General features: G+C 47.0%; 20 protein-coding genes. 6 read left to right on the top strand and 14 right to left on the bottom strand.

What is annotated here, in order from left to right; translation table 11 throughout:
• Window positions 1-22 precede the first annotated feature (22 nt).
• Window positions 23-6,763 (bottom strand): hypothetical protein, encoded by a 6,741-nt coding sequence (locus tag GF401_11970; GenBank protein MBD3345769.1) that lies wholly within the window; start codon window positions 6,761-6,763, stop codon window positions 23-25.
• A 245-nt stretch (window positions 6,764-7,008) separates the two neighbouring features.
• Between GF401_11970 and GF401_11965 the strand changes: the two genes are divergently transcribed.
• Together GF401_11965 and GF401_11960 are read left to right on the top strand one after the other, a co-directional pair.
• On the top strand, window positions 7,009-8,868 hold the full coding sequence (locus tag GF401_11965; protein ID MBD3345768.1) for an HDOD domain-containing protein: 1,860 nt from the start codon (window positions 7,009-7,011) through the stop codon (window positions 8,866-8,868).
• Between the two features lie 145 nt (window positions 8,869-9,013).
• Window positions 9,014-10,576: a sodium-dependent transporter gene (locus tag GF401_11960; GenBank protein MBD3345767.1), complete on the top strand. Its 1,563-nt coding sequence runs from the start codon at window positions 9,014-9,016 to the stop codon at window positions 10,574-10,576.
• A gap of 78 nt (window positions 10,577-10,654) precedes the next feature.
• Here the strand turns inward: GF401_11960 and GF401_11955 are convergent, their stop codons facing one another.
• The 12 genes from GF401_11955 to rplM form a co-directional block, all read right to left on the bottom strand.
• A complete protein-coding gene (locus GF401_11955; GenBank protein MBD3345766.1) occupies window positions 10,655-11,563 on the bottom strand; it encodes a response regulator in 909 nt (302 codons plus the stop codon).
• The gene (locus tag GF401_11950) at window positions 11,556-13,055 is read right to left on the bottom strand and encodes a PAS domain-containing protein (protein ID MBD3345765.1); all 1,500 of its coding nucleotides are present in this window, start codon (window positions 13,053-13,055) and stop codon (window positions 11,556-11,558) included. The genes GF401_11955 and GF401_11950 overlap by 8 nt, the downstream gene beginning before the upstream one ends.
• A gap of 204 nt (window positions 13,056-13,259) precedes the next feature.
• Window positions 13,260-14,624: an RIP metalloprotease RseP gene (gene rseP / locus GF401_11945; GenBank protein MBD3345764.1), complete on the bottom strand. Its 1,365-nt coding sequence runs from the start codon at window positions 14,622-14,624 to the stop codon at window positions 13,260-13,262.
• 22 nt (window positions 14,625-14,646) lie between these two features.
• Complete coding sequence (locus tag GF401_11940; protein MBD3345763.1) at window positions 14,647-15,789, bottom strand: 1-deoxy-D-xylulose-5-phosphate reductoisomerase; 1,143 nt, start codon at window positions 15,787-15,789, stop codon at window positions 14,647-14,649.
• Window positions 15,790-15,837: 48 nt separating this feature from the next.
• Window positions 15,838-16,746 (bottom strand): hypothetical protein, encoded by a 909-nt coding sequence (locus GF401_11935; protein MBD3345762.1) that lies wholly within the window; start codon window positions 16,744-16,746, stop codon window positions 15,838-15,840.
• 5 nt (window positions 16,747-16,751) lie between these two features.
• Window positions 16,752-17,507, bottom strand: coding sequence for an isoprenyl transferase (locus tag GF401_11930; protein ID MBD3345761.1), 756 nt, complete (start codon window positions 17,505-17,507; stop codon window positions 16,752-16,754).
• An 84-nt stretch (window positions 17,508-17,591) separates the two neighbouring features.
• A complete protein-coding gene (locus GF401_11925; GenBank protein MBD3345760.1) occupies window positions 17,592-18,155 on the bottom strand; it encodes a ribosome recycling factor in 564 nt (187 codons plus the stop codon).
• Window positions 18,152-18,877 (bottom strand): UMP kinase, encoded by a 726-nt coding sequence (locus GF401_11920; protein ID MBD3345759.1) that lies wholly within the window; start codon window positions 18,875-18,877, stop codon window positions 18,152-18,154. Before GF401_11920 ends, GF401_11925 begins: the two co-directional genes overlap by 4 nt.
• Complete coding sequence (locus GF401_11915) at window positions 18,874-19,755, bottom strand: elongation factor Ts (GenBank protein ID MBD3345758.1); 882 nt, start codon at window positions 19,753-19,755, stop codon at window positions 18,874-18,876. Before GF401_11915 ends, GF401_11920 begins: the two co-directional genes overlap by 4 nt.
• A gap of 79 nt (window positions 19,756-19,834) precedes the next feature.
• Window positions 19,835-20,695 (bottom strand): 30S ribosomal protein S2, encoded by an 861-nt coding sequence (rpsB, locus tag GF401_11910; GenBank protein MBD3345757.1) that lies wholly within the window; start codon window positions 20,693-20,695, stop codon window positions 19,835-19,837.
• Window positions 20,696-20,823: 128 nt separating this feature from the next.
• On the bottom strand, window positions 20,824-21,213 hold the full coding sequence (gene rpsI / locus GF401_11905) for a 30S ribosomal protein S9 (GenBank protein MBD3345756.1): 390 nt from the start codon (window positions 21,211-21,213) through the stop codon (window positions 20,824-20,826).
• Between the two features lie 23 nt (window positions 21,214-21,236).
• Entirely contained in the window at window positions 21,237-21,677 is a 441-nt protein-coding gene (rplM, locus tag GF401_11900; protein MBD3345755.1) for a 50S ribosomal protein L13, read from the bottom strand.
• 111 nt (window positions 21,678-21,788) lie between these two features.
• Here rplM and GF401_11895 point away from each other — a divergent pair, with 111 nt between their 5' ends.
• Both GF401_11895 and GF401_11890 read left to right on the top strand, forming a co-directional pair.
• A complete protein-coding gene (locus tag GF401_11895; protein MBD3345754.1) occupies window positions 21,789-22,730 on the top strand; it encodes a glucosyl-3-phosphoglycerate synthase in 942 nt (313 codons plus the stop codon).
• An 8-nt stretch (window positions 22,731-22,738) separates the two neighbouring features.
• On the top strand, window positions 22,739-22,915 hold the full coding sequence (locus tag GF401_11890; GenBank protein MBD3345753.1) for a hypothetical protein: 177 nt from the start codon (window positions 22,739-22,741) through the stop codon (window positions 22,913-22,915).
• A 21-nt stretch (window positions 22,916-22,936) separates the two neighbouring features.
• Here the strand turns inward: GF401_11890 and GF401_11885 are convergent, their stop codons facing one another.
• Window positions 22,937-24,079 (bottom strand): hypothetical protein, encoded by a 1,143-nt coding sequence (locus GF401_11885; GenBank protein MBD3345752.1) that lies wholly within the window; start codon window positions 24,077-24,079, stop codon window positions 22,937-22,939.
• A 195-nt stretch (window positions 24,080-24,274) separates the two neighbouring features.
• Here GF401_11885 and GF401_11880 point away from each other — a divergent pair, with 195 nt between their 5' ends.
• Window positions 24,275-24,592: a hypothetical protein gene (locus tag GF401_11880; protein MBD3345751.1), complete on the top strand. Its 318-nt coding sequence runs from the start codon at window positions 24,275-24,277 to the stop codon at window positions 24,590-24,592.
• Window positions 24,593-24,616: 24 nt separating this feature from the next.
• Window positions 24,617-25,477 carry an HDOD domain-containing protein gene (locus tag GF401_11875; GenBank protein ID MBD3345750.1) on the top strand — a complete coding sequence of 287 codons (861 nt, stop codon included), beginning with the start codon at window positions 24,617-24,619 and terminating at the stop codon, window positions 25,475-25,477.
• Window position 25,478 lies beyond the last annotated feature (1 nt).

Raw genomic sequence — 25,478 nt, 5'->3', positions numbered from 1 at the left:
CTTCGACTTTCAACCCTTCTTCCTATTTAACCTTCATCATCTTAATGGTCTTATGAAATCCCTTTGTCATAAGCCGTCCGATATAAAAACCGGTAGCGACGTTCTTGCCGAAACTGCTTGTGCCGTTCCAGACTGTCCGGTGAATACCGACTTTCACCTTGCCCTCGGTCAGGGTGGCGACACACCGTCCTTTGATATCATAGACTTTCAGCGAGAGGTCACGGAATTCCCCGGCCGCTTTGGAACCGTTATTATTCCAGGCATAGGGAACCACGTACTCGAGGGTAGTGATATTTCCGAAAGGATTGGGGAAATTTTTCCGAAGATGGAACTTTCCGGTGTAAAGTGCGATATCCAGTGGATTTGCCGTCGCCACCACATAACCGTAGCGTGAATTATCGTGGGGCGGCATGGTTATTTCGTCGGTTTCCCGCAGATTGATTGCCGTATCATTGGTGACCCAGAATACCAGTACGGGGTCGGGGACCTGTGTAAGGCCATCGAACTTGAGGCTGGTTTCTTTGTCTGACGGTGACATGCCGACCATCCATTCGAGTTTACCGTTGGGGATTTCGGCAGAAGCTTTATAGTGCCGCGCCAGCCGTTCTTCAGGATTGAGCGCTGCCTGAGCTGCATCACCACATTTTACAAAGTAAACATTCGGGTACCCGAATGCCGGCGGTGGTTCCATGCGATGGGCGGTTGTGGATTTTGCAAGGTGCGGCGGGAGAACTCCCAGGTAATTGTTCTGGTCCTTTGTTGACGGTCCGGCGAGTGAAACCTGTACTTCCCAGAAGGTCTGTTTTTTGGTTTTAGCAAGGGGCTGCATCGTTGGAATATATGCTTTTCCCTCGATAGTCAGCACCGTGTCACGGGGAGTATAGACCCACACCGCCTGCCAGGGCTTGAGATACCGCACATCACCGGTGTATCCTTCAGTCCCGCCGACCCAGGCATTGGGCTGGAACGATTGAAGCCAGTCGGGAGCCACAGGAAAGGGATAGGGTGAACTGATCTGGTTCCAGCCGCTTTCTCCATGTTTCAACTCGATCTGAACGCCGCCACGTTGCTGCGCCAGACTGTCGTAAAACGCTTTGGTAATATTGAGCGTCGTATCGGTCTCGCTGAAAAACCAGTAACCTTTGCCGCTTTTCATTGTGGATGATGAAATATACTGATCGTAAAGCTTATCCGGAGTTTTAGTGTCGTCCCACCGGTAAATATGCCGATTCTCCGATACCGGCGGAGTAATTGAACCCAGTCCCCAAGGGCCGATCATGTGCCACTGCTTGCCTTTCAGGGGTATCGATTGAATTTTACTACAGGCGCCATAACCAACTTCCACGATATAATTCTCCAGGGGAGGCGGATAGGGGAGACGGATCTCGCCGTGGTTCGAATCCGCATCGATAGCCGCAACCGCATAGATATATTTGGCGCCCGGCGTTACCGTAGAGTCAATAAACGATGTTTTGGTTGTTGTCCCGATCGGGTCGGGTTCCTGATCCATCCCCTGTTTCATGTCCCATTCCGAATCATTTCTAACATACCAGAGATCGGGATTGCCGTCCACCCGGTATACTGCATAGAATGCAATCGAGGTCGATCCTGCCGGCGGGGACCAGGTAAGTGCTACTGCATCGAGACTTGCCATACCGGCCGTGAAATTTTCAACAGGTCCCGGAGCATCGTTATAATAGGCAGGCGGTCCTTCATGATGCCATGAATCATAACCCATCGGTTCTCCATTGGACGCGCTGCTCTTGAGTGGTGATGTTGCGGAGAGCAGATAAAAGGTCGTATCAATAAATTGTGGATCTACAGAAACAATCGTGCCCGAGAGTTCGATATTTTCAACAGCCAGCTTACTGTTCGAAGGCCAGAAATCGGCATTATGCATATGAAGGAATGTTGCCTGGTGCAGTTGAAAAGGTGTTGATGGTCCATAGCCGCTGAAAATGGAATTGCCGATATGGGCATTGGACCGCATGATCATGGGCGGGACAGTCGAAATCGGCCCCATGAATTGATCGGAAGGGAGTGAATCATTCGAAACCGCCGGACCTTTCGCCGTAAGGGTAATCGCCTTGTCGGTGGTGGATTTCCCGATGAAAGTACAGGCCCACAGGTTGGCATGGATCTCAGCAGGAGCAAAGGGGTCGCTTTTTACTGCCGCCGTCATAGCCGCACTGTCGATATCGACAACAACACCTGAACCGCCTGCAAACAAACATTGAGAGATCTCAACTTCGCTTCCTGTCTTGACAGCAACTGCACAGTTTTTGAATTTGAATCCGAAGATTCGACACCGTTCATACCAGTCTTGCCCCGAACCGGCGGTAAAGTCGATTGAAATGCCGGTGCCGCCGTTTCCATTGATTATGGGTGGCTTGTTGTCGTTCCACATGCCGTTGAGTTCGATCTTTTTGGTACCGATAGAGAGGTTTTCGATGTATTCACCCTGTTCTACGATAATCCGGTCATAATCTTCAGCTGCATTGATCGCTTCCTGAATTGTGGTGTAGCGCCTGTTCGGACCCACCAAAAGCTCCTCACCCCGGGCAAGTTGGTCTATAAACTGGTCGCTTATGGTAAAAGAAATAACCGGCGACCATCTGGCAATTGTACCCTTGTAAAGGAGTCCCGCCTTATACTGATAGGTTACGCCCGAATCATTGCGGTCATCCCACTCGTGATCATCAAGCCACTGGTCCCAGGCTACCCGGCGATGGAGTTCGTTCCAGTTGGTGGCGCCTGCGGGGCGCCGGTAAATGAGGATAGTATCCGTCTCAAGAGGTTCATAGGATTTTCCGGCGCCCCAGGTTATTTGGATACCAAACGGGCGGCCTGATACATCGAGCCACAATGAATCGTCGGGCACTGTCCGGCTGTTTTGCAGATCATAGTATAAAATCGAAGACCTGTATGACGCTTCCGGTCCGTATGCCAGTGCAATATACCGGTACTGGACCGAATAACTGTTGCGTGTCTCCCGCCATTTGAATTTAGAGCGTGAGCTGTCGAGAACCGTTGAGTATACTTTTGAAACCACGCCCGATTCATCGGTGCTGAAAAGGGTGAGCGAATCCAGGTCGAGACTCCGGTCGATTTGCATCTCAACCCAGAACTGATTCAGCGAATCAACAAAGGAGTGGATTGATACCGGCTCGTAGTGGTGAGGATAATACCCTTCGGGATTGGATTCGAGTACGATTTTCAGGGGAATGAAACTGGTAGTCGAAAAGTGGTATGGCTCCTTTGGCTCGGTGTTGTTGGCGCCGGTGGGAGACCAGAACTGATGTGGATAACCGTCCGCCCCCGCGCTGATATAATAATCTTTGCCGTCGATAAGGCCCGGAATTTCAAACTTGCCGTCGGACCGCATGTGCCCCTCGGAAATCAGATAATACGAATCGTTTTCCTTGACAAAAACATTGCAGTGAAAACCGATCTGCTGATTTAAATCGCGGGTGCTCACATAAGCGCCATCTTCGGTAGAAACAGAGCCGAAAACCGAATATCCCTTTCGAAATGCAACATTTATCATTGTGGTGTCCCGTGAAGATACGGTAAACAGCGGCGATTGCGATAGGCCGGTCGCAGTCTGTGCGAGGGACCATCCGTTGCCTTGGATAAAATTTGTGTTCGAGGTAGTGGTCGTTTCGGTGATTGTATGCGATTGATAGGGAACAAAAACCATACGCCAGTCACCCGGACGGGTCATATCGGCATTATAATAGCCGCCGGATTCCGTGCGGGCATGAAGCATTTCGCGGGGCCATAGCATCTTTCCATCGTCCTGTGATGAATCCGGGTAAAGGTAAATGCGGAAAGGCATGCCGTACCCTGAAGGATCGTTTGAGGTCGTCTGCATAGTCACCATACCCCTAAGAATTCCACCTGCTTCCACCATGAGACCGCCTGCTTCGATACTGTCGCCTTCGGTGAGTGTATACTCGGGAAAAATGGTATCGGTTGACGGGAAATAGCCATTGCCCCGAGCATTGAGTGAATAGGTGCCTGAAAGCAGTCCTCTGAAGACATATCGTCCCTGCGAATCGGTAACGGTATTGCGCCAGATATTGATATCATGACCGTGCAGACTGACTCCTGCTTCAGCAGCCGGTGTCCCGTCTTTCATCGAAACACGACCGGCCAGAATAGCGCCCTGCCGCAGAATGAAATCTATGTTCTCGATTTTATTGGAGTCGACAATAGTGAGAATCCGTGCATTGCGGGAATTATCAACAGCCTGATAAAACTGGGGCACATAATTTTTCCCAGGAGTAAGGGCATAGACAAAATAAGAGCCGGCCTCAATTCCCCCGATCGTGTACGATCCGGTGCTGTCGGTTTTTGCCGAAAACATCGCCCCATACTCGCTCGGATTGAAATCCATATCCTTTTCACCGTAAACAACGCCCACATACGCATAAGGAATACCTGTGCCGGTCGATTTATCAGTTACCATGCCGCTGATTGCACCACCGTAAGAAGGGGCTATCGGCTGCGTTTTATCGTAGGTCAAATACATTTCGATAACCACAGCGGAGTCCGGACTCACGGGGAAAACGTAACTTGGTTCAGGAGTGTTGCCCGATGGGTTGTAAAATTGAGGAGGATACCGGTCGGACGCCACATGCAAGGCGTAGGTGCCTTGAGGAATATCCTCAAAAAAGAATGTCATGTTGCTTTCGCCGGTAGATTTACTATACGATTGCATACCATGATAAGTCTGGCCGGTTCCCTCCTCATAGAGAAAAACATCATGAGCATACAATTGTTCTCCCGCAGAATCCTTAACCGTCACCGTGAGCATGGGGCCCACCGATGGATTCAGGGAAAGCGTGTACCATGAATCCGTGTAAGGATCTGCGTATACAGGAGTAACAGCCTCTTGGGTACTGGAATTATTATAGCCCAGCCATTGTTCGGGATACTGCCCGTAAGGGGATACTTTGATAAAATATTCACGCTCAGGTAAGTTGTCAAATACAAATCTTCCTGTAGAATCGGTAGAAGAAGTGAAGGCTGGTTGTGTTGTATCGGCAGGGGAATAGAGTGAAATTGTCGCCCCGCTGATAATGGATCCATCATTTGGATCCGATTCCAGATGTCCTTTGATAGCCCCTTTGAAAATCGGGGCCGGAGTTATAACGATTTCAAGTGTCATCGAATCGGTTCCCGAAAGATTGAAAAAATAGTCGGGTTCCGAGGTGTTGCCCTTTGGATCATAATACTGGCAGGGATAATAGTCGGCGCAGATTTCTATCTGATATTCACCCTGGGGGAGGTTGGCGAATTCATATTTTCCCTCCGAAACAGAGGCGCCGTCCTTATACAGGCCCGAATTATCGGTGGACCTCAGTTGAATGTTATTGACATTTGAGACCGCGATACCCTTTTCATCGGTAAGAACACAGCTCAGATATCCATTCGCCGCAACCGGGGCCTGGGTTAGATAAATATAATTATGCATGCTGTCGTGCACCCAGAATGGACAAAAGGGAGCGGTTGATGGAGATGAATAATTTTGGCACCACCACTGGGTGGGATACCCGGCGCCTTCAATTTTCAGGTAGTATTCTGTTTCGTTGATATCAGGAAATACATAATTTCCCTCCCGATCACTTAACGCCGTGTAGATTGTCCGGCTCGGATCTTTAACATCGCAGAGACTCAGGGTCATTGAAGAGGCCGGGCCCGACAGACTGTCGAACAGGGAACCCATAATGGTGACCATATGTTGAGGATTGGGATTCATGGTAACGGGAATAACCATAGTATCACTCTCAGCCACCGGCAAAGAAGTATCGGGGCGGGATGTGTTAGCATTTGCATGCCAGAACTGAGTCGGATAGGAAGAATAGATTGCCACTTCATAGTTACCAGGAAGAAGGTTACGGGCTTCGAGTGTATCTTTGTTGTAAAGTTTTTCGGTACCGTAATAAATTCCCTTGAAATTGTTGTGCAATTCGATATGTTCGGTACCATAATAGGGTGATCCGTTTTCATCACGCATGACAAAGTAGATTACCGATGTTGCCATTGGCGGGTTCGGTGCGAGTTCTACATAGATTTCCCCATAGGTGGATGATGATATAGTCGATGATGGCGAACCGGTATTGCCGTTGTGGGTGAACCATTGGTCGGGATAGCCGCCTGTTGCCGGTATTTTCAGGTAATAGGATGGCTCCGGAAGCCGGGCAAAAGTAAACCATCCCAAGGAATCGGTCGTTGACGTAAACTGCGGGGCGGTTAGATCTGAAGGCGAATAGAGTTCAACTGCCGTGCCCGATGCAGGCAGCATGGTGCTGTCCTGGATATATCCCGAAATACTGCCGTCAAAAGAGATTGCCATGGTCATGTAAATATCAAGATAAAGAGTATCCGTATCGCCGATCCAGACGCCGTATTCCGGTTGGGATGTGTTTTGTGCGGGATTGTAAAATTGCGCGGGATATTTAGATGCCGGCAAATAAATGTCGTAGGTGCCGCAAGGAAGCTCCGGGATCGAAAAGATATTTTCGCTTTCCCTGAATGCTTCGATTTTCCTCCCCGATTCCCGGCGTACAAAGACCACGGCTTGTATTTCACTCTCAGGAGCACCGGTCGAATCTTTTACCGCCACGCGTGCATAGGCTTTGTTGCACGAGTCGGTAATGGTATAGGTTGAATCCTGCGCAAAGGTCGAAAGTGCTCCTGCAAGAAAGAATGCTGCAATAAGGAGCCTGGTGTATCCGCTGTTTTTCTGGTCAGCCATTATTTGTTCTCCTGAAAATGAAAGAGGTGTTAATACATCCTCTCAATTATATCCCGATCCGGTGAGTTGTGCTGTGATTTAAGTCACAGGAAATGATTTTTGCTGGAATCTCTGTCATTAATATGATACTATTAGTTACAATTAAGGCAATCAATATTATACCACCCACCAGGGTATATTTCAAGTAACTGGTGAGCGCAAAAACAACCCTTTTTCCAACCGAAATAATTTCAAGGACTTAACAGGTGAATCCTTCAGTGACCGAAACAAAAATCACCGGCGGGACCAAAACAGATCCCCTGATTCTGCTCTATTCGCCCAGAGAGCGTATTCGGGATATTCTTACCGTTGGTCTTATGCAATGCAATTATCAGGTGATCCAAGCTGATGTCTCCTACCTGGCAACCATAAAGGCGTATCAATTTCTTCCAGACCTGGTTATTATCGATGTTACCCCCGACCATACTCGAGATATTCTTCTCATTCCACGGTTGAAAAAATCGGTACGTACAAAAAACACGCCCATTCTGCTCATCACACCACAGAATCTCCGGACAAAACTGGAAAACATTCTTCTCGACAGTAAGGAGGGGCATGCCGAAGCGCTCTACAAATCAACCGGGATTATCGAGTATCCCTTTCATTTTAAAGATATTCGGAAAAAGATTTCCCAGATGGTTTCCCACAGCGGACAAACGACACAGCAGCAAGAAGAGGGGATGCGGAATGTCGATGAATCGTTGCGGAAAGCAATCGCCGAGAAATTACTCGACAAACATATATCAAAGGAACAAAAACTTGGTGAAATAGAGCGGACTCTCAGCAAGCAGTGGGTCTTTCCCTTTACGGTGATCAAGGCACTTGATATCATTGAATCCGACGGCAGTTGCTGCAATGGGCTGGGGAAATGTATCTCTACCGATGCGGGAGCATCAGCTGCGATACTCAGGGTTGCCAATTCGGTCCATTATGCCCGGCGGCAGGGGAAACCGATCAGCGAAATTGCCGATGCCGTTGTCCGGCTCGGATTCAGAGAAACACGCAACCTTCTCGCCTGTCTTGCCCTGATAGATCTGACTCCCGATGTACATAAAAGGTACGGTTTCAGCAGGCAGGAGTTCTGGTTCCATTCGCTCTGTACCGCACTGATCGCCGAGAAGTTGTGTGCCGATATCAAGCACCCTCGTCCCGAACTGGCCTTTATCGCAGGTCTTGTCCATGATCTGGGAAAAATCCCCCTGGACATCAATTTTCACACCATTTTCTCCCGCCTTCTGGAAGAGACCGCCAATAATGTTACTTCGTTCCATGAAACCGAAGAACGGCTTCTTGGCTTTACCCATGCTATACTCGGCCATTTTCTCGCCAACAAATGGAATTTTCCCGATCCCATCGGAATGACCCTGCTCAATCATCATAATTCAAAAAGAATCCTTGCAGCGACACCAATGTATGATAAAATTATCCAGGAATCGGTTTTTGTTGCCAATATTATCGCCAAAGCCATGAATTTCGGTCACAGCTGTGATGAATTTATCGATGAGATACCTGAGGAGATGCTTAGAGACCTTAATATTCCCCATGGACCGGATCACCGGTTCTTTGCAGGGGTAATTCGCAATCTTGATCTCCTCTGCAGATTCCTCAACCTTTCCATGAAAAACCTTTTTCTCGCTAAAGCAGAGCATACGGCAAAAAAGGAAGAAATTATTGTTGTTCTCAATAAGGATATTGCCTTTCATCCTCTGATACTTGCGCTTAAAAACACCGGCTATACGGTAAAAACCACCAGCCGATACATGGCCGATCTTCAGCAAAAGGCCAAAGTGGTGATATTCATGTCCGAAAAAGGAGTGCCCCTTGATATTGAATTTAACGAGGAAGAGGTTAAGGAAAAGGAGAAGACAAAGCCCGACGTATTAAAAATATTCTGTATCGATTCGCTTCCTGCCCTCGAAATGACCAGAAGTTTCAAGGGAAGCGATATCTTTTTTTTGAACCGCAAACACCTCGATTTCCGTTTGCTCCTTCATACCATCGACCATCACCTGGAAAAAATCGTCACTCCCGAAACCGTTGAAATCGAGTCCCATGATTTGAAATAGCCCCTCATACACCACAACCCCCCCCGATTCTTATCCTCCGTGCGGTTTTGCACTTATTATTTTCTTAAAATCTCAAACCGCAGCAAGTGCAGGATTTCGTCCCGCTGCAGCGAGATCGGATTTCGAATTTAACCCTGGAGGTTTCATGGCTCAGGAAGATCTTTTCGGTGGAGACAGGCCGCAATGGCAAACAGGAATTGGGTTCCTCTTTGCAGCAATCGGCTCTGCAGTAGGGTTAGGAAATATTTGGCGTTTTCCCTATGTGGTCTACGAAAACGGCGGGGGGGCATTCCTGATTCCCTATTTTGTCGCACTCATCACCGCAGGAATCCCGATCCTCATGCTCGAATTTGCCCTAGGGCATAAAAAGAAGGCCTCGGCTCCCAAAGCATTCCGTATCATCGATGAACGGTGGGAATGGCTCGGGTGGTGGGCCGTAACCTTTGTCATGTTCGGTATTGTCATGTACTATATCGTCGTGATCGGTTGGTGTATTAATTTTCTTTTCTTCTCCTTTGGACGGGTGTGGGGGGATGATCCCAATGCCTTTTTCTTCAATACCTTTTTAAAAGCTTCCGATGTCGGCACTGAAGGCCTCTGGAAAGGCGCACTGTCATTTCGGTTGCCCATTGTAGGCGCCGTGCTCTTTGTCTGGATTGTCAACTGGTTCATTACATTCAAGGGAATCGAAAAGGGGATCGAGAAGGCCGTCAAAATTATGATGCCCGTACTGTTCATTGTCACCGTTACCATTATTGTCTGGTCTCTGTTTCTTGAAGGGGCCGGGGATGGTATCCGGCATTATGTTACCCCGGATTTTAAAAAGGTGCTCAATAAGGAGGTCTGGATCGCTGCCTATGGCCAGATATTCTTTTCCCTCTCCCTGGGATTCGGTATCATGATTGCCTATGCATCCTATCTGCCCAAAAAGGCAAACGTCTTTAAAAACAGTCTTATCGTGGGATTTACCAACAGTCTGTACGAAGTTTTTGCCGGTTTCGGTGTATTCAGCGTTCTGGGCTATATGGCGCTCAAACAGAATGCCACCATCCAGGAGGTGGTCACCAGCGGAATCGGCCTCGCCTTTGTTGCATATCCCAAAGCCATGTCTCTGCTTCCTCTGGGAAATGTCTTCGGTGTCCTCTTTTTCTTTCTCCTGGCCATTGCCGGAGTTTCTTCATCCATTTCAATTATCGAAGCCTTTACTTCCGCAGTAATCGACAAGTTCAATTTTCCCCGCAAAAAAGTCATTACCATAACCTGTGTTGTCGGAGCATGCGGCTCTATGCTCTTTGCCACCCGTACCGGTATTTACTGGCTTGACATTGTCGATCATTTTCTCAATCACTACGGATTGATTACCGTCGGTGTTGTTGAATCCCTTATCATCGGCTGGATCTACCGGACCGATCAGCTAAAACTCCATATCGTTTCTCAACTGGGTCTCAGTGGCCGCCGGCATAAAATTTTCAACTATATTATTTTGCGCCTCTGGATGTACTGTATCAGGTTTATTACCCCTATTGCTCTCGGTATCGCAATAGTCAATAGTCTCATGCAGGAGTTCGTGGAACCTTACGGCGGCTATCCTATCTCGAGCATTATCATCCTCGGTGTCGGATGGATCCTCGTTACCCATATATTCGCTTTCGGAGTCTCGGGACTGCCCTGGCAGAAAAAAGACGCCCGTATTGAAGAGCTGGTGTGAGAAAAAAATGGGAGGATGGAATGATTGATGAGGAGTATTCTTAGCTTATTCCTCCATTACTCCATCATCCAAATCTTCCTAAAACTCATGTATCCACAGGGGGCGGAATCCATCGTAGAGGTTTTCCTTGTAATTGAGCATGACTATCTCGGTCATGCTGTTCTTTTTTATGTTGATAATAAACCGGTCGATCGTTTCGCGGGAGATATACAGGCCTTTTCCATGTTGGTCGAACAGGCCAAGCGAAATTCCGTCTTCACCTTTTGTCGTATTGCGTTCGAGCCAGTAGAGTACTTCATTCTTTTCAAGCCTCCCTTTTTGATCCCGTACTGCAACACCGGCTTTTTCGGAGTCTATACCCCAACTCACAATCACTTCTTCATCGGGTTTGAGAGTGACATCCAGTTTCCACTCACTTTTTTTGTCGCCCTGTTCCTTTTTAGCCCCATAGTAGACGGCATTGATTAAAATCTCACCGGTTGCCTGGCGGAATTTTCGCTTGTGACGAGGCTCGGGCATTGCATCAACGATGGTATTGAGTACCGGCTCGATCTGTCCGGACTCGGCAATGTGCTTTGTTGTGATTTCACCGCCGATATATCGTTCTAATCCGAAAACTTCTTCGCTGAGAATATTCCTTATTAAAAGCTCGACCTCGGCAAAATTGAAAGGAGTGGTTTTGGCGATAATATTTCCTACGTTATGATCCCGTGCCAGCCTGATATAATCACGTACATCATAGGCGGTAATAAGCGCGGTTTTCAGTCTGGGGTAGTGCGATGAGGCCTCATTCAAGAGATCGAATCCTTTTTTCCACGGCATATTGATATCCGAAAGGAGAAGATCGAACGGTTCTTTGCTCATCACGGCAAGGGCAGCATCGGCATTACCTGCACAACTGACCATATACCCTTTCTCGGTTAAAAACTCCTTGAGTATATCGAGCATATCCGGCTCATCATCCACAAGCAGTATTTTCTCATTCATGGATATGTCCTTTGCCTGAAGGCAGGGTTATAGTAAATGATGTATTGCCCGGTTGTGAACAGAGCGATATATCTCCTCCCGATTCCACAACTATTTTATGAACTATTGCCAGACCAAGCCCCGTACCCTTACCCGGATCTTTGGTCGTAAAAAAGGGATCGAATAGTTTTTGCTGAATCGACGGTTCAATGCCCGGTCCCGTATCAGAAATCGTAATTTTAACCGATTGCGATTCTGTTGTGCCTGTTGTAAGTTTTAAGATGCCCTTCCCTTCCATAGCATCCGCAGCATTATTGATAATATTGAGCATCACCTGAACAAGACGGGAGCGGTCACCATAGATCTCAAGATCTTCTTCATACCTTTTTACCACGTTGATATTGTGGAAAATATTCTGATATTGCAGATAAGCAAGGGCTTCATCGAGAATATCGGCGACAGCGTGAAAGGCTAGTGATGTTGCCCGGTGGCGGGTGAAATCCAGGAGGTCGTTGACGATGGTTGCGCATCGTGTTGCCTGACGTTCGATGGATTCAAAAACAGTACGAACCGCCTCACAATCTATCGATTTTGCAGAGAGTGCACGCTGTGCCCGGGCGCTAATAATCGACAGGGGATTACGAAGCTCGTGGGATATCCCCGACAGCATGGTGCCGACGGTAGCAAGCTTTTCGGCCCGGTACAACTGTAAGGTCATATTTTCCTGCTCGGTAATATCCTGCAAAAAGATAATTATTCCGATCGGCGTACCGTCTTTTTCAACCATGGTATGTGCAGAAACCTGCAGCAAGGTCTCATCGATTCGAACCTTTTCTACAAGATAGGCTGATGACGGCTTTGCATTGTCGGGAATCAGCCGTTCGATTATATTTCCGATCCTGTCGGGAATAAAGGACGTCCAGTTGATTCCTGTAAAATCACTGCCGGTAAGTCGGAGCAGATGCCGTGCCTGATCATTGACCAGAATGGTAATGCCCGAGATGTCGAGAATGATAAGTCCCGAACGAAGAGATTCGATAAAATGCTCGGTGAATATCCGCTGATGGTCAACGATCTTGTCCCGCAGAGATAATTCCTTCTCCAAAACCATTTTTGCCCGAATTGTTTCTTGAGTATTCCTGAATCCGGCATTGATTTTTTTTAAGAGCACGATCTTATCGATGCGACTGTAAATAAGCCCCGAGTCGATTTCATGGTAATAAAGACATTCGAGCGTGCCCTCCCGGAGATGTTTAAAGAGTGTCGGAGAGATCGTTTCGAGGTTTTCGATACACACGGCAACCGGTGTTGCATTGTTGAGAAAGTAAAGGCGTTCGAGGTTTGTGCCGCTCGGTATCAGTGAGCAATCAATCAGCACCAGGTCGCATGGATAATTGATGGTTGCAAGGGAGGCGATGTCCTCAACATGAAAAACCCTGTATCCCAGAGAGCCAAGCCGATCGGCAAAGGACGGATTGTCGATTCCTGCCAGAAGTAGGGTACCTATACTCATGGTACTAATCGGCTGTGATCGGTTGGGGTTGGGGACGGAAATTTGAGACCAGTGCTGAACCGGATAGTGCAATCATATTCCTGGATCGTCCATTACGGGATAACCGTGTTTACGGTTTTAATTATATCACTTTAATCCAAAGAAAGCAACCGCAGTTTTTGGGGGGATTGTGCAACACCTGGGCTATAAATGCTTCAAATGGCGTTATCTGTTGAACATACGGAAAAGATCGGGAATCCGGCTGATATCATTCAGCGTGACCAGCATAAAAAGCACGATAAATGCCGCAAGAGCGATACGATTGATAAGGAGTTGTGATTTTAATGAGAGCGGTTTGCCTCTGATTCCTTCGATAGCAAGAAAAAGCAACAGGCCGCCGTCGGTAATTATCAGCGGAAGAAGATTGAGGATCGCAAGGTTGATACCGATAAGGGCCATGAAATTCATAATGGGGATCAGCCCGGCCAGGGCAATAGCGCCGGACATCTGAACGATACCCACCGGGCCGGCCAACTGACGGACCGATACCTCGCGAAGGACCAGTTTCCGGACCATGGTATAGATCATCGTTGCATATTCCCAGCACTTTTCAAGGGCTTTGGGAACCGCACTTAGAGCACTGTACCGGATCGTCCGGGTTTCGATATTTCCCATACCGATACCAACCAGATACCGTTCTTCCTGTTTATCGAACTCCGGGATTACCGTAAGTGCCTTCAGAGAATCGTTCCGCTGAACAACAAATTCCATGGGGCCGTTTTCGGAATCATACTTGGAGATGAGTTCCGACAAATGGTACCACGAATGAATTGTTTCTCCGTTGATTTTCACCACCCGATCGCCGGACTTGAAGCCCGCCTTATCTGCAGGAGATCCGGGTGAGACCTGACCGATTTTTGCCGGCGCGGCAGGCAAAAGACCGCCGGAAGGGTATTCGGGGATATCGCTACCTTTTACAGGAGGCATGCGAAGAGTTCTGGTTAGAGTGCTGTCGTTTCGCTTTAAAGTCAGTGCATAGTCATTTTCCTGTCGGGCAAACATATCATCGATATTATTCCATGATTTGATCGTGTTGCCGTCCATGGAAATAATTTTATCGCCTGATTGAATACCGGTTTCAGCTGCCGGAGACCCATCCGACACCCATCCCACATCCGGCTTATCGAGATATACAGGATGCTCCACCCCGACGATAAAGACCAGCCACACCAGAAAAAACGAAAAGAGCACATTGGCAAAAGGACCGCTGAATGCAACAGCTGCGCGCTGCCATATCGGTTTTGCATTAAATTCGGCAGGATCCCCTTCACCGTCGTCTTCAGGATGTTCTCCGGCCATATGAACATAACCGCCGAAAGGGATCATGCTTATACGGTATTCGGTTTCGCCCACCTTTTTTTTAAAAAACGCTTTGCCGAATCCGAGGGAAAACGCAAGAACGCGGATTCCACACCATTTGGCCATAAGAAAATGACCAAGCTCATGGACAAAAACCAGAATGCCTAAAATGATCAATCCCAGCACAATAGCCTGGGTACCGCTTAATATTTGGGACAAAAATTCCTGCATTATCGCAATTCCCGGTATAAAGTTAATATCGTTTCGTTATCGCATTACGGGTGAGAGCATCCACCTCTTCGATCCGTTCCGGAACTGGACTGGCCTCATGGTAGTGCTCATCAAGAGCCTGTTGTATAATACGGGCTATATCATTAAATCGTATTTTTTGCTGCAAAAAAAGTTGGACTGCAATCTCATTGGCTGCATTCAACACCACCGGCGCTGTCCCTCCGGCCTTTCCGGCCTCCTGGCACAGCTTTAAACAGGGGAATCGTGCATAATCGGGCTCAGTAAAGGTGAGCGATTGAGAATTCGATAAGGTCAGCCGCTTTTCACCCAGGGGCATCCGCTCGGGATAGGAGAGGGCATACTGGATCGGCAGTTCCATATCCGGAACGCCCATCTGTGATAATACTGCACCGTCATGCATTTCAATCATGGAGTGTATGACAGATTGGGGGTGGATCCAAACCCGTATACGGTCGTAGGGAAGACCGAACAGGTGATGGGCCTCAATAACTTCAAATCCCTTATTGATCAACGTTGCCGAATCGATGGTAATCTTCGCTCCCATTTCCCAGGTAGGATGATTCAGGGCATCCCGGGGGGTGATCTGTTCGAATCGTTCGGGCGGAAGTTCCCGGAAAGGGCCTCCCGATGCTGTCAGGATTATCGATTCCACATTCTCGATTTTTTCTCCCTGAAGGCACTGGAAGATCGCGCTGTGTTCGCTGTCGACCGGGATTATTTCACCTTTGCCGCTCGAAAGAATTGTCCCGATATATTCACCGCCGATAACCAGGCTTTCCTTGTTTGCCAGGGCAACCCGTTTCCCCCGCGCGAGTGCTTCTACGGTAGGACGAAACCCGGCTGCCCCCACAATGGCATTTAAAAGGATATCATAATCGAGATCCCGCACAAAGGAGAGCAATCCTTCGGTGTCCGAGTAGAAAGCTACCGATGACGGTATCTCCTTTTCATGAGCCTTTGCCGAAGAAGGATCGGCGATACAGACTGCCTTGGGAGAAAAGGTTTTTATCTGGTCAATTAACCGTTCTCCGTTATTATTGGCCGAAAGGCCCACCAGTTCAAAATGATCATGGAATCGTTCTGCGCAACGGCATGCACTCGTTCCAATCGAACCGGTTGAGCCTAAAAGCAGAATTTTCAACACTATGCGAGCATCTCCTCTATATTCCGGCGGCTGAGCCGGCTGATTTTCCTAGTTGATTATTTTATCGATCATCCAGAAGTAAAGCGAAACAACCGGTGCTGTAAAAAACACACTGTCGAACCTGTCGAGAATGCCTCCATGGCCGGGTATAATGGATGAAGTATCCTTTACCCTGTAATAACGCTTCATCAACGAAACAAGCAGATCACCCGCCTGGGCAAAAACACCGATTAATATTCCTAAAATTACTCCCAGGAAGGCCGGGTATTTATCTCCTGCCCATAAAAACCATCCGATAGATGCCACGAGAATTGATGTACATAAACCGGCAACGCTTCCTTCAATGGTTTTTTTCGGACTGATACTGCTGAAATGGTGTTTGCCGAAATAGGTGCCGACAAAATAGGCTGCGGTATCGCACAAAAAAATCGCACCGCATATCGTGATAATCCCGAGCTGCGAGAGCATGGAATGCTCATACAGACGGGGGAAAATGGTTTGAAAGGGCTCCCGGTAGAAGTACAGGAGCGATATGCCGGCAATTGAAAGAAAAACCGTCCCGCTGAATAACAGGCTTGCCCGCTGCCAGCGGCTTGTGGCTTTTCCCCAGAGCATGGCTTCCCCCGCAACAAGCATCAGGAGCAAAAAAGTGTCGAAGCGTTCGCTTACCGCAAGCTCGGGGAAAAAAGATGAAATAAACTGAAAAGAAAGCCAGATATAAACCACCCAGAAGCCGTTTTGGGGAAACCGGATGCTCAGCATGCGGATATATTCGGACATTCCTAGGATAATAAGAAGCATGGCGAGAATCTGGCCCGGATATATTGTCAGGTCGGGTTGCACCGATTCCAGCATTCCCGGCGGTATTACCGAAAAATCGGCATTAATAATCCACCAGCCAAGCGGGATCGCCCATAAGGTAAAGAATAACCGTTTTGAAAGATTCCCATTTTTCATGAATATTATTTGACTTTCCCGAAACGGCGTTCTCGTTTGTTGAAGTCATCCAGAGCCGCCACCAAGGCGTCTTTATTAAAATCAGGCCATAAAATATCGGTGATATACAATTCCGCATAGGCACATTGCCAGATCAGGAAATTGCTTATCCTGTTTTCTCCTCCGGTGCGAATGATGAGTTCAGGGTCGGGATAGGGGCTGGTATACAAATAGGTGCTGAATTCTTTCTCATCGAGGGTATCGATAATCTCCGGATGTTCCTGCGCCCGCCGGGCAAATGCTTTTACAGCCTGAACAATCTCGGATCTCCCTCCGTAACTGATAGCCAGTATCAGATTTAAACCGGTGTTGGTCGAAAGTTTTCCTATCCCTTTTTCGAGTTCCACCGAACATTTGGGAGGCAGCTTTGCCAGATCCCCGATCGCATGGAGCCGTACATTGTTTTTATCCAGGTCTTTTACTTCCCGCCGGATCATTTCCACCAGAAGATCCATGAGTAAATTCACTTCCTTCTTCGGACGCTGCCAGTTTTCTGCCGAAAAAACATAAATTGTCAGATAGGAGATGTCAAGTTCACCACAGGCACGTACAACCTTACGGGTGGCTTCGGTTCCTGCGCGATGACCCGCATACCGGGGAAGGCCACGTTTTTTGGCCCACCGCCCGTTGCCGTCCATGATAATACCTATGTGCCGGGGAATATTCATAATATATCTTCGAATTCTTCGGTCTAAAGTAATTAGTAAATATAAAGCTTCCATGATCGACAATACAATTGCCGCTAAAAATAAAAAACCCCTTTTGCAAAAAGGGGTTAATTAAAAAAAATCATATGTCGTGCATGCTTAAACTTCCATGATTTCTTTTTCTTTCAATTCCAACTGCTTGTCAATTGTTTCGATATAACTGTCAGTCAGCTTCTGGATATCATCCATGGCCTTTTTCTGTACGTCCTGGGTAATCTCTTTGTCTTTCTCAGCTTTCTTGATTTTTTCATTACTGTCGCGGCGAACGTTACGGATAGCCACTTTGTTGTCTTCGCTGATCTTTTTACAGTTTTTAAAAATCTCTTTTCGCCGTTCTTCAGAAAGCGGCGGTATCGGTATCCGGATCTGGTTCCCGTCATTCTGCGGATTGAGTCCAAGATCGGAGGCTTTGATCGCCTTTTCGATTACCGGCAGCATTGTCTTGTCCCAGGGCTGAATCGTAACCAGCCGTGCTTCAGGTATCGAAATAGTACCGGCCTGATTCAGGGGAACAATCGAACCGTAATAATCGACTTTGATCCCATCAAAAAGCGAAGGATTGGCTCGGCCGGTCCGGATATGTGAAAATTCCCGCTTAAGACTTTCGATCGTTTTCTCCATCTTTTGCCGGGTTTCTGAATGAATCGATTGTGTTACACTCATTTTTCGACTCCCTTCGTAATTAAAGATCCGATTGTCTCACCCATAACGAACTTGAAAAGCTTCCCTTTATCGGATAATTTAAATACAACAATCGGTATACTGTTGTCTCTGCAGAATGAAAGAGCGGTCGAATCCATGACTTTCAGATTTTTCTGCAATGCTTCATCGTAGGATACCGTCTCGTACCTGACGGCATCGGGATTTTTCACGGGATCACTGTCATACACGCCATCCACCTGGGTCGCTTTAATGATAACTTCGGCGTCTATTTCGGCGGCCCGTAGTGCGGCTGCCGTATCGGTGGTAAAAAAAGGATTTCCGGTTCCACCGGCCATGATAATGATAGAGCCGCCATTCAGGACGGCACGGGCTTTGTCTGCAGAGAAAAACTCGGCTGCCTTGTCGATACGGAGCGCACTGAAAGCAACCGCAGGAATGTCTGCCGAACAAAAAAATTCCTTGAGTGCAAGGGCGTTGATAACCGTTGCAAGCATCCCCATCATATCGCCGGTGGTCCGGGCGATGGGGCCTGATGCACCCCGGTAGATATTCCCGCCGCCGATAACGATGCCGACTTTTACACCGGCATCGTAAACCTGCTTGACTTCAGAAATTATGTGCTCTGCAATATCGGGATCGATACCATGGCCGCGTGTGCCGGCAAGGGCTTCACCGCTTAGTTTTAACAGTATGCTCCGGTATCGAGGCTCCACTCCGGCTATTCCTCGCCGCCGAGTTCAAAACGTTTGAACCAGACAACATTCAAAGATGCACCGGCCTCTTTTGCGCCTTCCTCAATACGCTGCGAAACCGACTTGTCGGTATCTTTGATGAATTCCTGCTCGTAAAGAGTGGCTTCCTTGAAATATTTGTTCAGTTTACCTTCAACGATTTTATCCCATACCTTTTCGGGTTTTCCGGAATTTTTTGCCTGAGTAAAATAGATTTCTTTCTCTTTTTCGACTGTCTCGGGGGAGATACTCTCCCGGTTGATACCGAGTGGGACCGATGCTGCTATCTGCATCGCACAATCTTTACCCACGGAAGCCGCTGCATCCGAAGCCAGGGCTGATCCGTTATCGGACAATATTTTGACAAGGACACCGATTTTACCGCCGCCATGAATATAGGAAAAGAATTTTTCCGATGAAGAATCGCAAGTTTCGTAGATATAACGGCGAAACGTGATTTTTTCACCGATTTTACCCATCAGTTCCACAACTTTCTCTTCGATACTGATTCCACCGAGCTTGTCGCTTTTCAGCGCCTTTGCCTCTTCGAGGCTTTTTGGGCGAGCCGCAGCAATGGCTTCATAGGCAGCATCGGCCAAGGCGATAAAATCATCACCCCGGGCTACAAAATCGGTCTCACAATTGATTTCGAACATGATTGCATCCGAATCTCCGATGATAATCGAGACCTGGCCCTCATTTGCCGCTTTGCCGGCACGTTTTGATGCTGTGGCCTGGCCCTGCTTCCGTAAATTCTCGATCGCCTTCTCCATGTCACCGTCCGTCTCGGTGAGTGCCTGTTTGCAGGTCATCATACCAAGGCCGGTTTTTTCCCGCAATTCGCGGACCTGCTGTGCGCTGATAGTCATTATAATTTTCTCCTTTAAAATGCTTCGGTTTACTACAAATAAATAATAAGAGCTGTAAAACCGGAAAGAATGACGGAATCTACTCTTCTTCCGATGTCTCTACCTTTTTCCGCCGCACGACACGACGTTTCCTCTTCGCAGGGGTATCTTCTTCGGATTTTTCTTCACCGGTTTCATCGACTTCCGAAACCTCTTCCTTCAGGCCTTCCTCTGCTTCCTCGGATTTCTGCTCTTTTTTCATACTCTCTTCGGTATCGGGTGTACCGCTTGCAGCAATTATCGCATCGGAAACCGTTCGGGCTATAAGCTGTACCGATTTCAATGCATCGTCATTGCCCGGAATTACATAATCGATCTCCTCAGGATCACAATTTGTGTCGACAATTGCGCCAAGGGGGATCCGAAGCCGATGCGCTTCGGCAATGGCAATATGTTCTTTGAGTGTATCGACAACAAAAATCAGTGAGGGCAATCTGCGGACATGTCTGATACCTTTAAGGACCATCAATAGTTTGTCTTTTTTCTTATTAAGAGCAAGAACTTCCTTTTTGGGAAGCGCTTCTGCTGTGCCGTCGGTCCCCATGGCTTCGATTTTCTCAAGCTTTTTAATGCTTTGCCTGATTGTCTGGAAATTGGTGAGCATTCCGCCAAGCCACCGTTCGGTAACATAGGGCATGCCACACCGTTCGGCTTCTTCACGGATACAGTCTTTGATCTGCTTTTTTGTACCCACAAAAAGAATTTTACCTCCGTCTTTCACTTCCTGCTGTACACGATCGATAAGGCTGTCGATTCCCTGAAGTGTTCTGTTGAGGTCGATGATATAGATGCCGTTACGGGGGCATAGAATATATCGTTTCATTTTCGGATTCCACCGCTTGGTCTGGTGGCCGAAATGCGTGCCTGCTTCAAGCAGGTCTTGAAGGGTAAGTGATGACATGAAATACTCCTTAATTAAGGGTTATGCATCCACCGGTGTCATCAGAGAAGATTACTTCCGTAAAGAAGCACCCGTCTTCTCCTTGCGCGGTGTGCGTGGTTACTCTGATATAATAAAAAATCGAGGTGCTATCGTTTTGAGAACTGAAAGCGTTTCCGTGCACCGGCTTGTCCGTATTTCTTCCGCTCGACAACCCGTGAATCCCGGGTCAACAGACCGCTTTTACGGAGCTTCTTACGGTACTCTTCGCTGATCTGACATAGTGAACGGGATATGCCAAGACGAATAGCACCGGATTGGCCCGAGAGTCCGCCGCCCGATACTTTCACTACAACATCGTAGGTGTCGCCCACCTGCAATAACTTGAAAGGTTGTTCGGCATTTTCGATGAGAACGTCGCTTTTTAAATATTCGGCAATCGATATACCGTTAACGATTCGATCGCCTTTGCCGGATTTGAGAATAACACGGGCAATAGCATCTTTTCTTTTGCCTGTTGCAGAATAAACGTTTTCCAAAAGTTATTTCCTTTTTTTAGAGGTTAAACACTTTTTCCTATTGATAATGGTTCGGGCTTCTGCGCTTCATGCGGGTGTTCGCTGCCTGCATATACATGAAGTTTCTTCATGATCGCACGGCCCAGCGTATTTTTGGGAACCATTCCCTTCACCGCATTCACGATTACCCGGGTCGAATCGAGCTCCATCTGCTTGCGATAGGGGCGGATCTTTTCTCCTCCAGGATATTGTGAATGACGGAAATACGACTTGGTTTCGGGTTTTCTGCCCGAAAGCGCTACCTTGTCGGAATTAATAACAACGACATTATCACCATGATCCTGATTGGGAGAATAGAACGGCTTGTTTTTGCCGATCAGCTTTTTCGCAATTTCTGAAGCCAGACGCCCTAAAATCTTGTTTTCGGCATCAACCAGATACCATTTACGGGCAATCTCTTTGTGGTTCATTACTGTAGTTTTCATCTTACATCTCTCTAATTTATACTGAAAAACGTCGCTATGCTTTTCGGGAAACTTAGGAAAATATAATATACCTCGAAGGAGTGTCAATATATATATTAGAATGGATTCAGAATGCATCTCTGTTCTTCAACTATGATCAAGCACTTCCACCATACACATTTTCTTCCGCTCGATACGCTGGTTCGCAAAAAAGAGTCTGCGGAAGCGACCGTCAGTGTTGTTATTCCGGCACTCAACGAGGCCGCCACTATCGGGCCAATTATAACCGAGATAAAAAAGAACCTGATGGAACGCCATCCTCTGGTGGATGAATGTATTGTTATCGCCGGCAAATCTTCCGATAATACCGAGGCAGTTGCCCGGAACAGCGGCGCAACCGTCTATCCCATCGATGAAATCGCTTCGGATACATCGGTCCGGTTGGGAAAAGGGACTGCTCTCTGGAAATCACTCCATGTCGCAAAGGGTGACATAATTGTAAGTATCGATGCTGATATTACGAATTTCGATTCACGATTCGTCTACGGGCTTATCGGACCCCTACTCGACGATCAAAAGCTTTCTTTCGTTAAAGCATTTTACGAGCGTCCCCTTGTTTTTAAGGATGCGCTATTGGATAATTATGGGGGAAGAGTTACCGAAATTCTGGTCAGACCTTTTCTGTCCACTTTCTATCCGGAACTCGCCCGGTTTCGACAGCCACTGTCGGGAGAGTATTCCTTTCGGCGGGAAATTATTATGGAAATTCCCTTCTTAAGCGGCTATAGTATTGAAATCGGGACTATACTATACCTTTATAAATATCACGGACTCGATATCTTTGCGCAAACTGATATGGGAATACGACAACATCGCAACAGACCCGTAGAAGAACTTGGGAAAATGTCATTTCGAATCCTCCAGTTTCTTATCCGTTTTTTAAAGGAAGACGGAACTATTTCTCTTAACCGGGAGATTAATACCGAGATGATTACCGGCCTGCAGGCTGAGGTGAATGCTTTTCATACCGATGAAATTGTATTGCCGAAACTTTCAAATTATCGAAGCATGTGAGTGGAACTATGGAGATAACCTGGCCCTTACCGTTATTGGTTGCAGCTCTTGTCGGACTTATTGGAGCAATGCTTTTCTTTAAAAATATCTGCATGCCCCGGGATTTTCTGAAAAATCAGGAAGAACGTGAGAAACTCAAACGGAAAATGATTGAGATGCAGAATAAAAACATACTCGAAGATTAGTGAACGGCTCTGCGTTCCCTCTTATCGCCACTGATTTATCTGACGCTGTTTTTCAAAAACAAACTTTACAATACTTTCCCGTTGTGACTGTTCGATTTTGGTGAACTGCAGGTGATGTCTGCGAAATGTCGTTGTTTTACCTTCCTGCAGACTTATACGGATAATCCGTCCTGCAACGCCGGCCAACGACCGGTTCGGCAGATTGAAATTCAGGGAGACAATATCGCCTGGTTTCAGGGACTGCTCACAGAGAAAGCTTAATCCGCCTCCACCGATATCCGAGATCTTGCACTCAACTGTCTGACCTTTATGAATTTCGCTTTTTTCGGGATCCGATGTTTGAAGCAGTCTGAATCGCAAGGGGATGCTGACCTCAATCCGCGCATACTGCCGAAGCTGATTGCGTTTGAGTTCGAGAGTGTGGTTGAAAGAAATTATGCCCATTCCTGCCTTGAGAACGGTTAGCGGTATACCGTAAAAACCGTCATTCTGACGGGCAAAGGCAAATTTCAAAACATTTGAGGGAAATATGCGATAGTCATCTTCCTTTTCGGGATCAAACTGCAGTGTTAAACTGAATTCATTGTTTTCCATTACCGACGCTTTCTGAACAATGGGCACCTTGTTGCTTTTTCCGAAAATCGATCCTGTTTGACCGATCGCAATGTTCCTTGTCGAAATCAGTGGATGTTCAAAAGGAATATAGCCGAACCCGAGCTTCTTTCGAATCCCCGAAATCAGAGACTCTTCCAGTTCAATCTCCTCAAGATCGGGATTACGCTGTCGAAACCGTTCCACTTCTGCGTGAACACATTTTTCAAAAAGAGAGACCGACTGGAAAATTACATGGGACTGCGTGAACTGATCGTGGGCGATAATCTCCCGCAGTTTCTGCGTCTCCATGTCTGTCAACCGATGTTGTTCCACCTCTTCGGCAAAACGGTTCTGCTCGAATTCCCTTTTGTCCTCCTGTTCCCGACGTCGTTTCGCAATATAGGAGGCAATAAGAACACCGATAATTATTAGAAAAAGCAATAAAAGAATCGCTATGACTTTGGGTGTGGCTCCCCGCCATCCGATCTGCTCGATCAGTGAACGTGAAAAAGCCGGCGAATGGGCAAGTGAAATAAACAGTATTCTTCTGATAATTTTCATGATCAACATTCAAAAAATTGTGTTTCTTGTACAATTCATGTGCCCGGTATAAATAATTCGGTTTGATAAAGGGGCTGCAACCGGTCTAAATAAGTATATCATATTCTATAAAGGATTTTAACTTAAATTATATTTTCAATTATTTTGATTAAGGATATGCTTGAAGTCCCTATGTTATTATTGTACTATTTCTCATACAGTATTATGAAGAAAATATTAGTAAATAAAATCGAAGACAAAATGGTTCTGGCCAAGGAAGTGCGCGGGCGGTCGGGGAATGTTTTACTCAGATCCGGAACTGTCCTCAGTGCCCCGATGGGGCGGCGTCTGAAAAACTGGGATATCCATTTCGTGTACGTTGAAGGTGAAGAAGAAAATGCCCCACAGAAAAATGCGGTGGAAATATCACCGGAAAAAATAGAAAAGCAAATGAAAGAAAGATTCTCAAAAGTAATGAATAATCCGACAATGAAAGAAATTTTTGCTGCAGTGTATCAGCATAGAGTAAAGAAGAATTCATAACCGCACCACAGGTATTTTTGATTAATGAGAGAAAAAGCCGAAATCCGGCGATCGCTGGAAAAAATATCAACTATCCCGACCCTTCCTTCAGTTATCGATCAGATAGCCCGTTTGTTGCAGAATCCGCAGACAACGGCAGAGGAGGTCGGGAAAGCAATTACCACCGATCCAGCTCTTGCTTCCAAAGTTCTCAAACTTGTCAATTCGGCTTTTTATGGATTTCCCGGCAAAATAGGAACCATAACTCATGCAATTGTTATTCTGGGTTTCTCCACAGTCAAAAATGTCGTTCTGACCGCTTCAATTTTCGATTTCTTTAAAAGCAGGAACAACATGCATCCCGATTTCGACATGAAAAAATTCTGGATTCATTCTCTTGCTTCCGGGGCCGCATCCCAGGCCATTGCAAAGCATATCGGATTCAGCGAAAAAGAAGAATGCTTTATTGCCGGACTCATTCATGATATCGGTAAGGTGATTCTCTGCCAGTATTTTCCCGAAGAATTCATTGAAATTGTTACGAGAGTGAAGGAAAAAGACATTCTCTTTTACGAAAGCGAAAAAGAGCTGCTCGACAGTACCCATCAGGAAATCGGCGGCATGGTCGTGGAACGATGGAATATTCCTGCAAACCTTCAGGATGTTGTCCGTTATCACCATTGTCCGGCACCTTCCAGAAACTCCTATACCATTACGGCCATTGTTCATTGTGCCGATATTCTGATCAGAGCCATGGATCATGGATACGGTGGTGATAATAAAGTCCCGATGATTTCCGAACAGGTATGGAATGATCTGGGAATGAACAATCTTTCTCTGCCACCGTTGCTTGAGGACATCGATGATGAAATCGATAAGGCAACGGGACTCATGTCTCTTGTATGAC

The sequence above is a fragment of the Chitinivibrionales bacterium genome (genome assembly GCA_014728215.1).
In the GTDB taxonomy this organism is placed as follows: Bacteria; Fibrobacterota; Chitinivibrionia; order Chitinivibrionales; family WJKA01; genus WJKA01.
The sequence above is the reverse complement of the archived record's forward strand: the minus strand, read 5'-3'. Positions and strand labels throughout refer to the sequence as shown.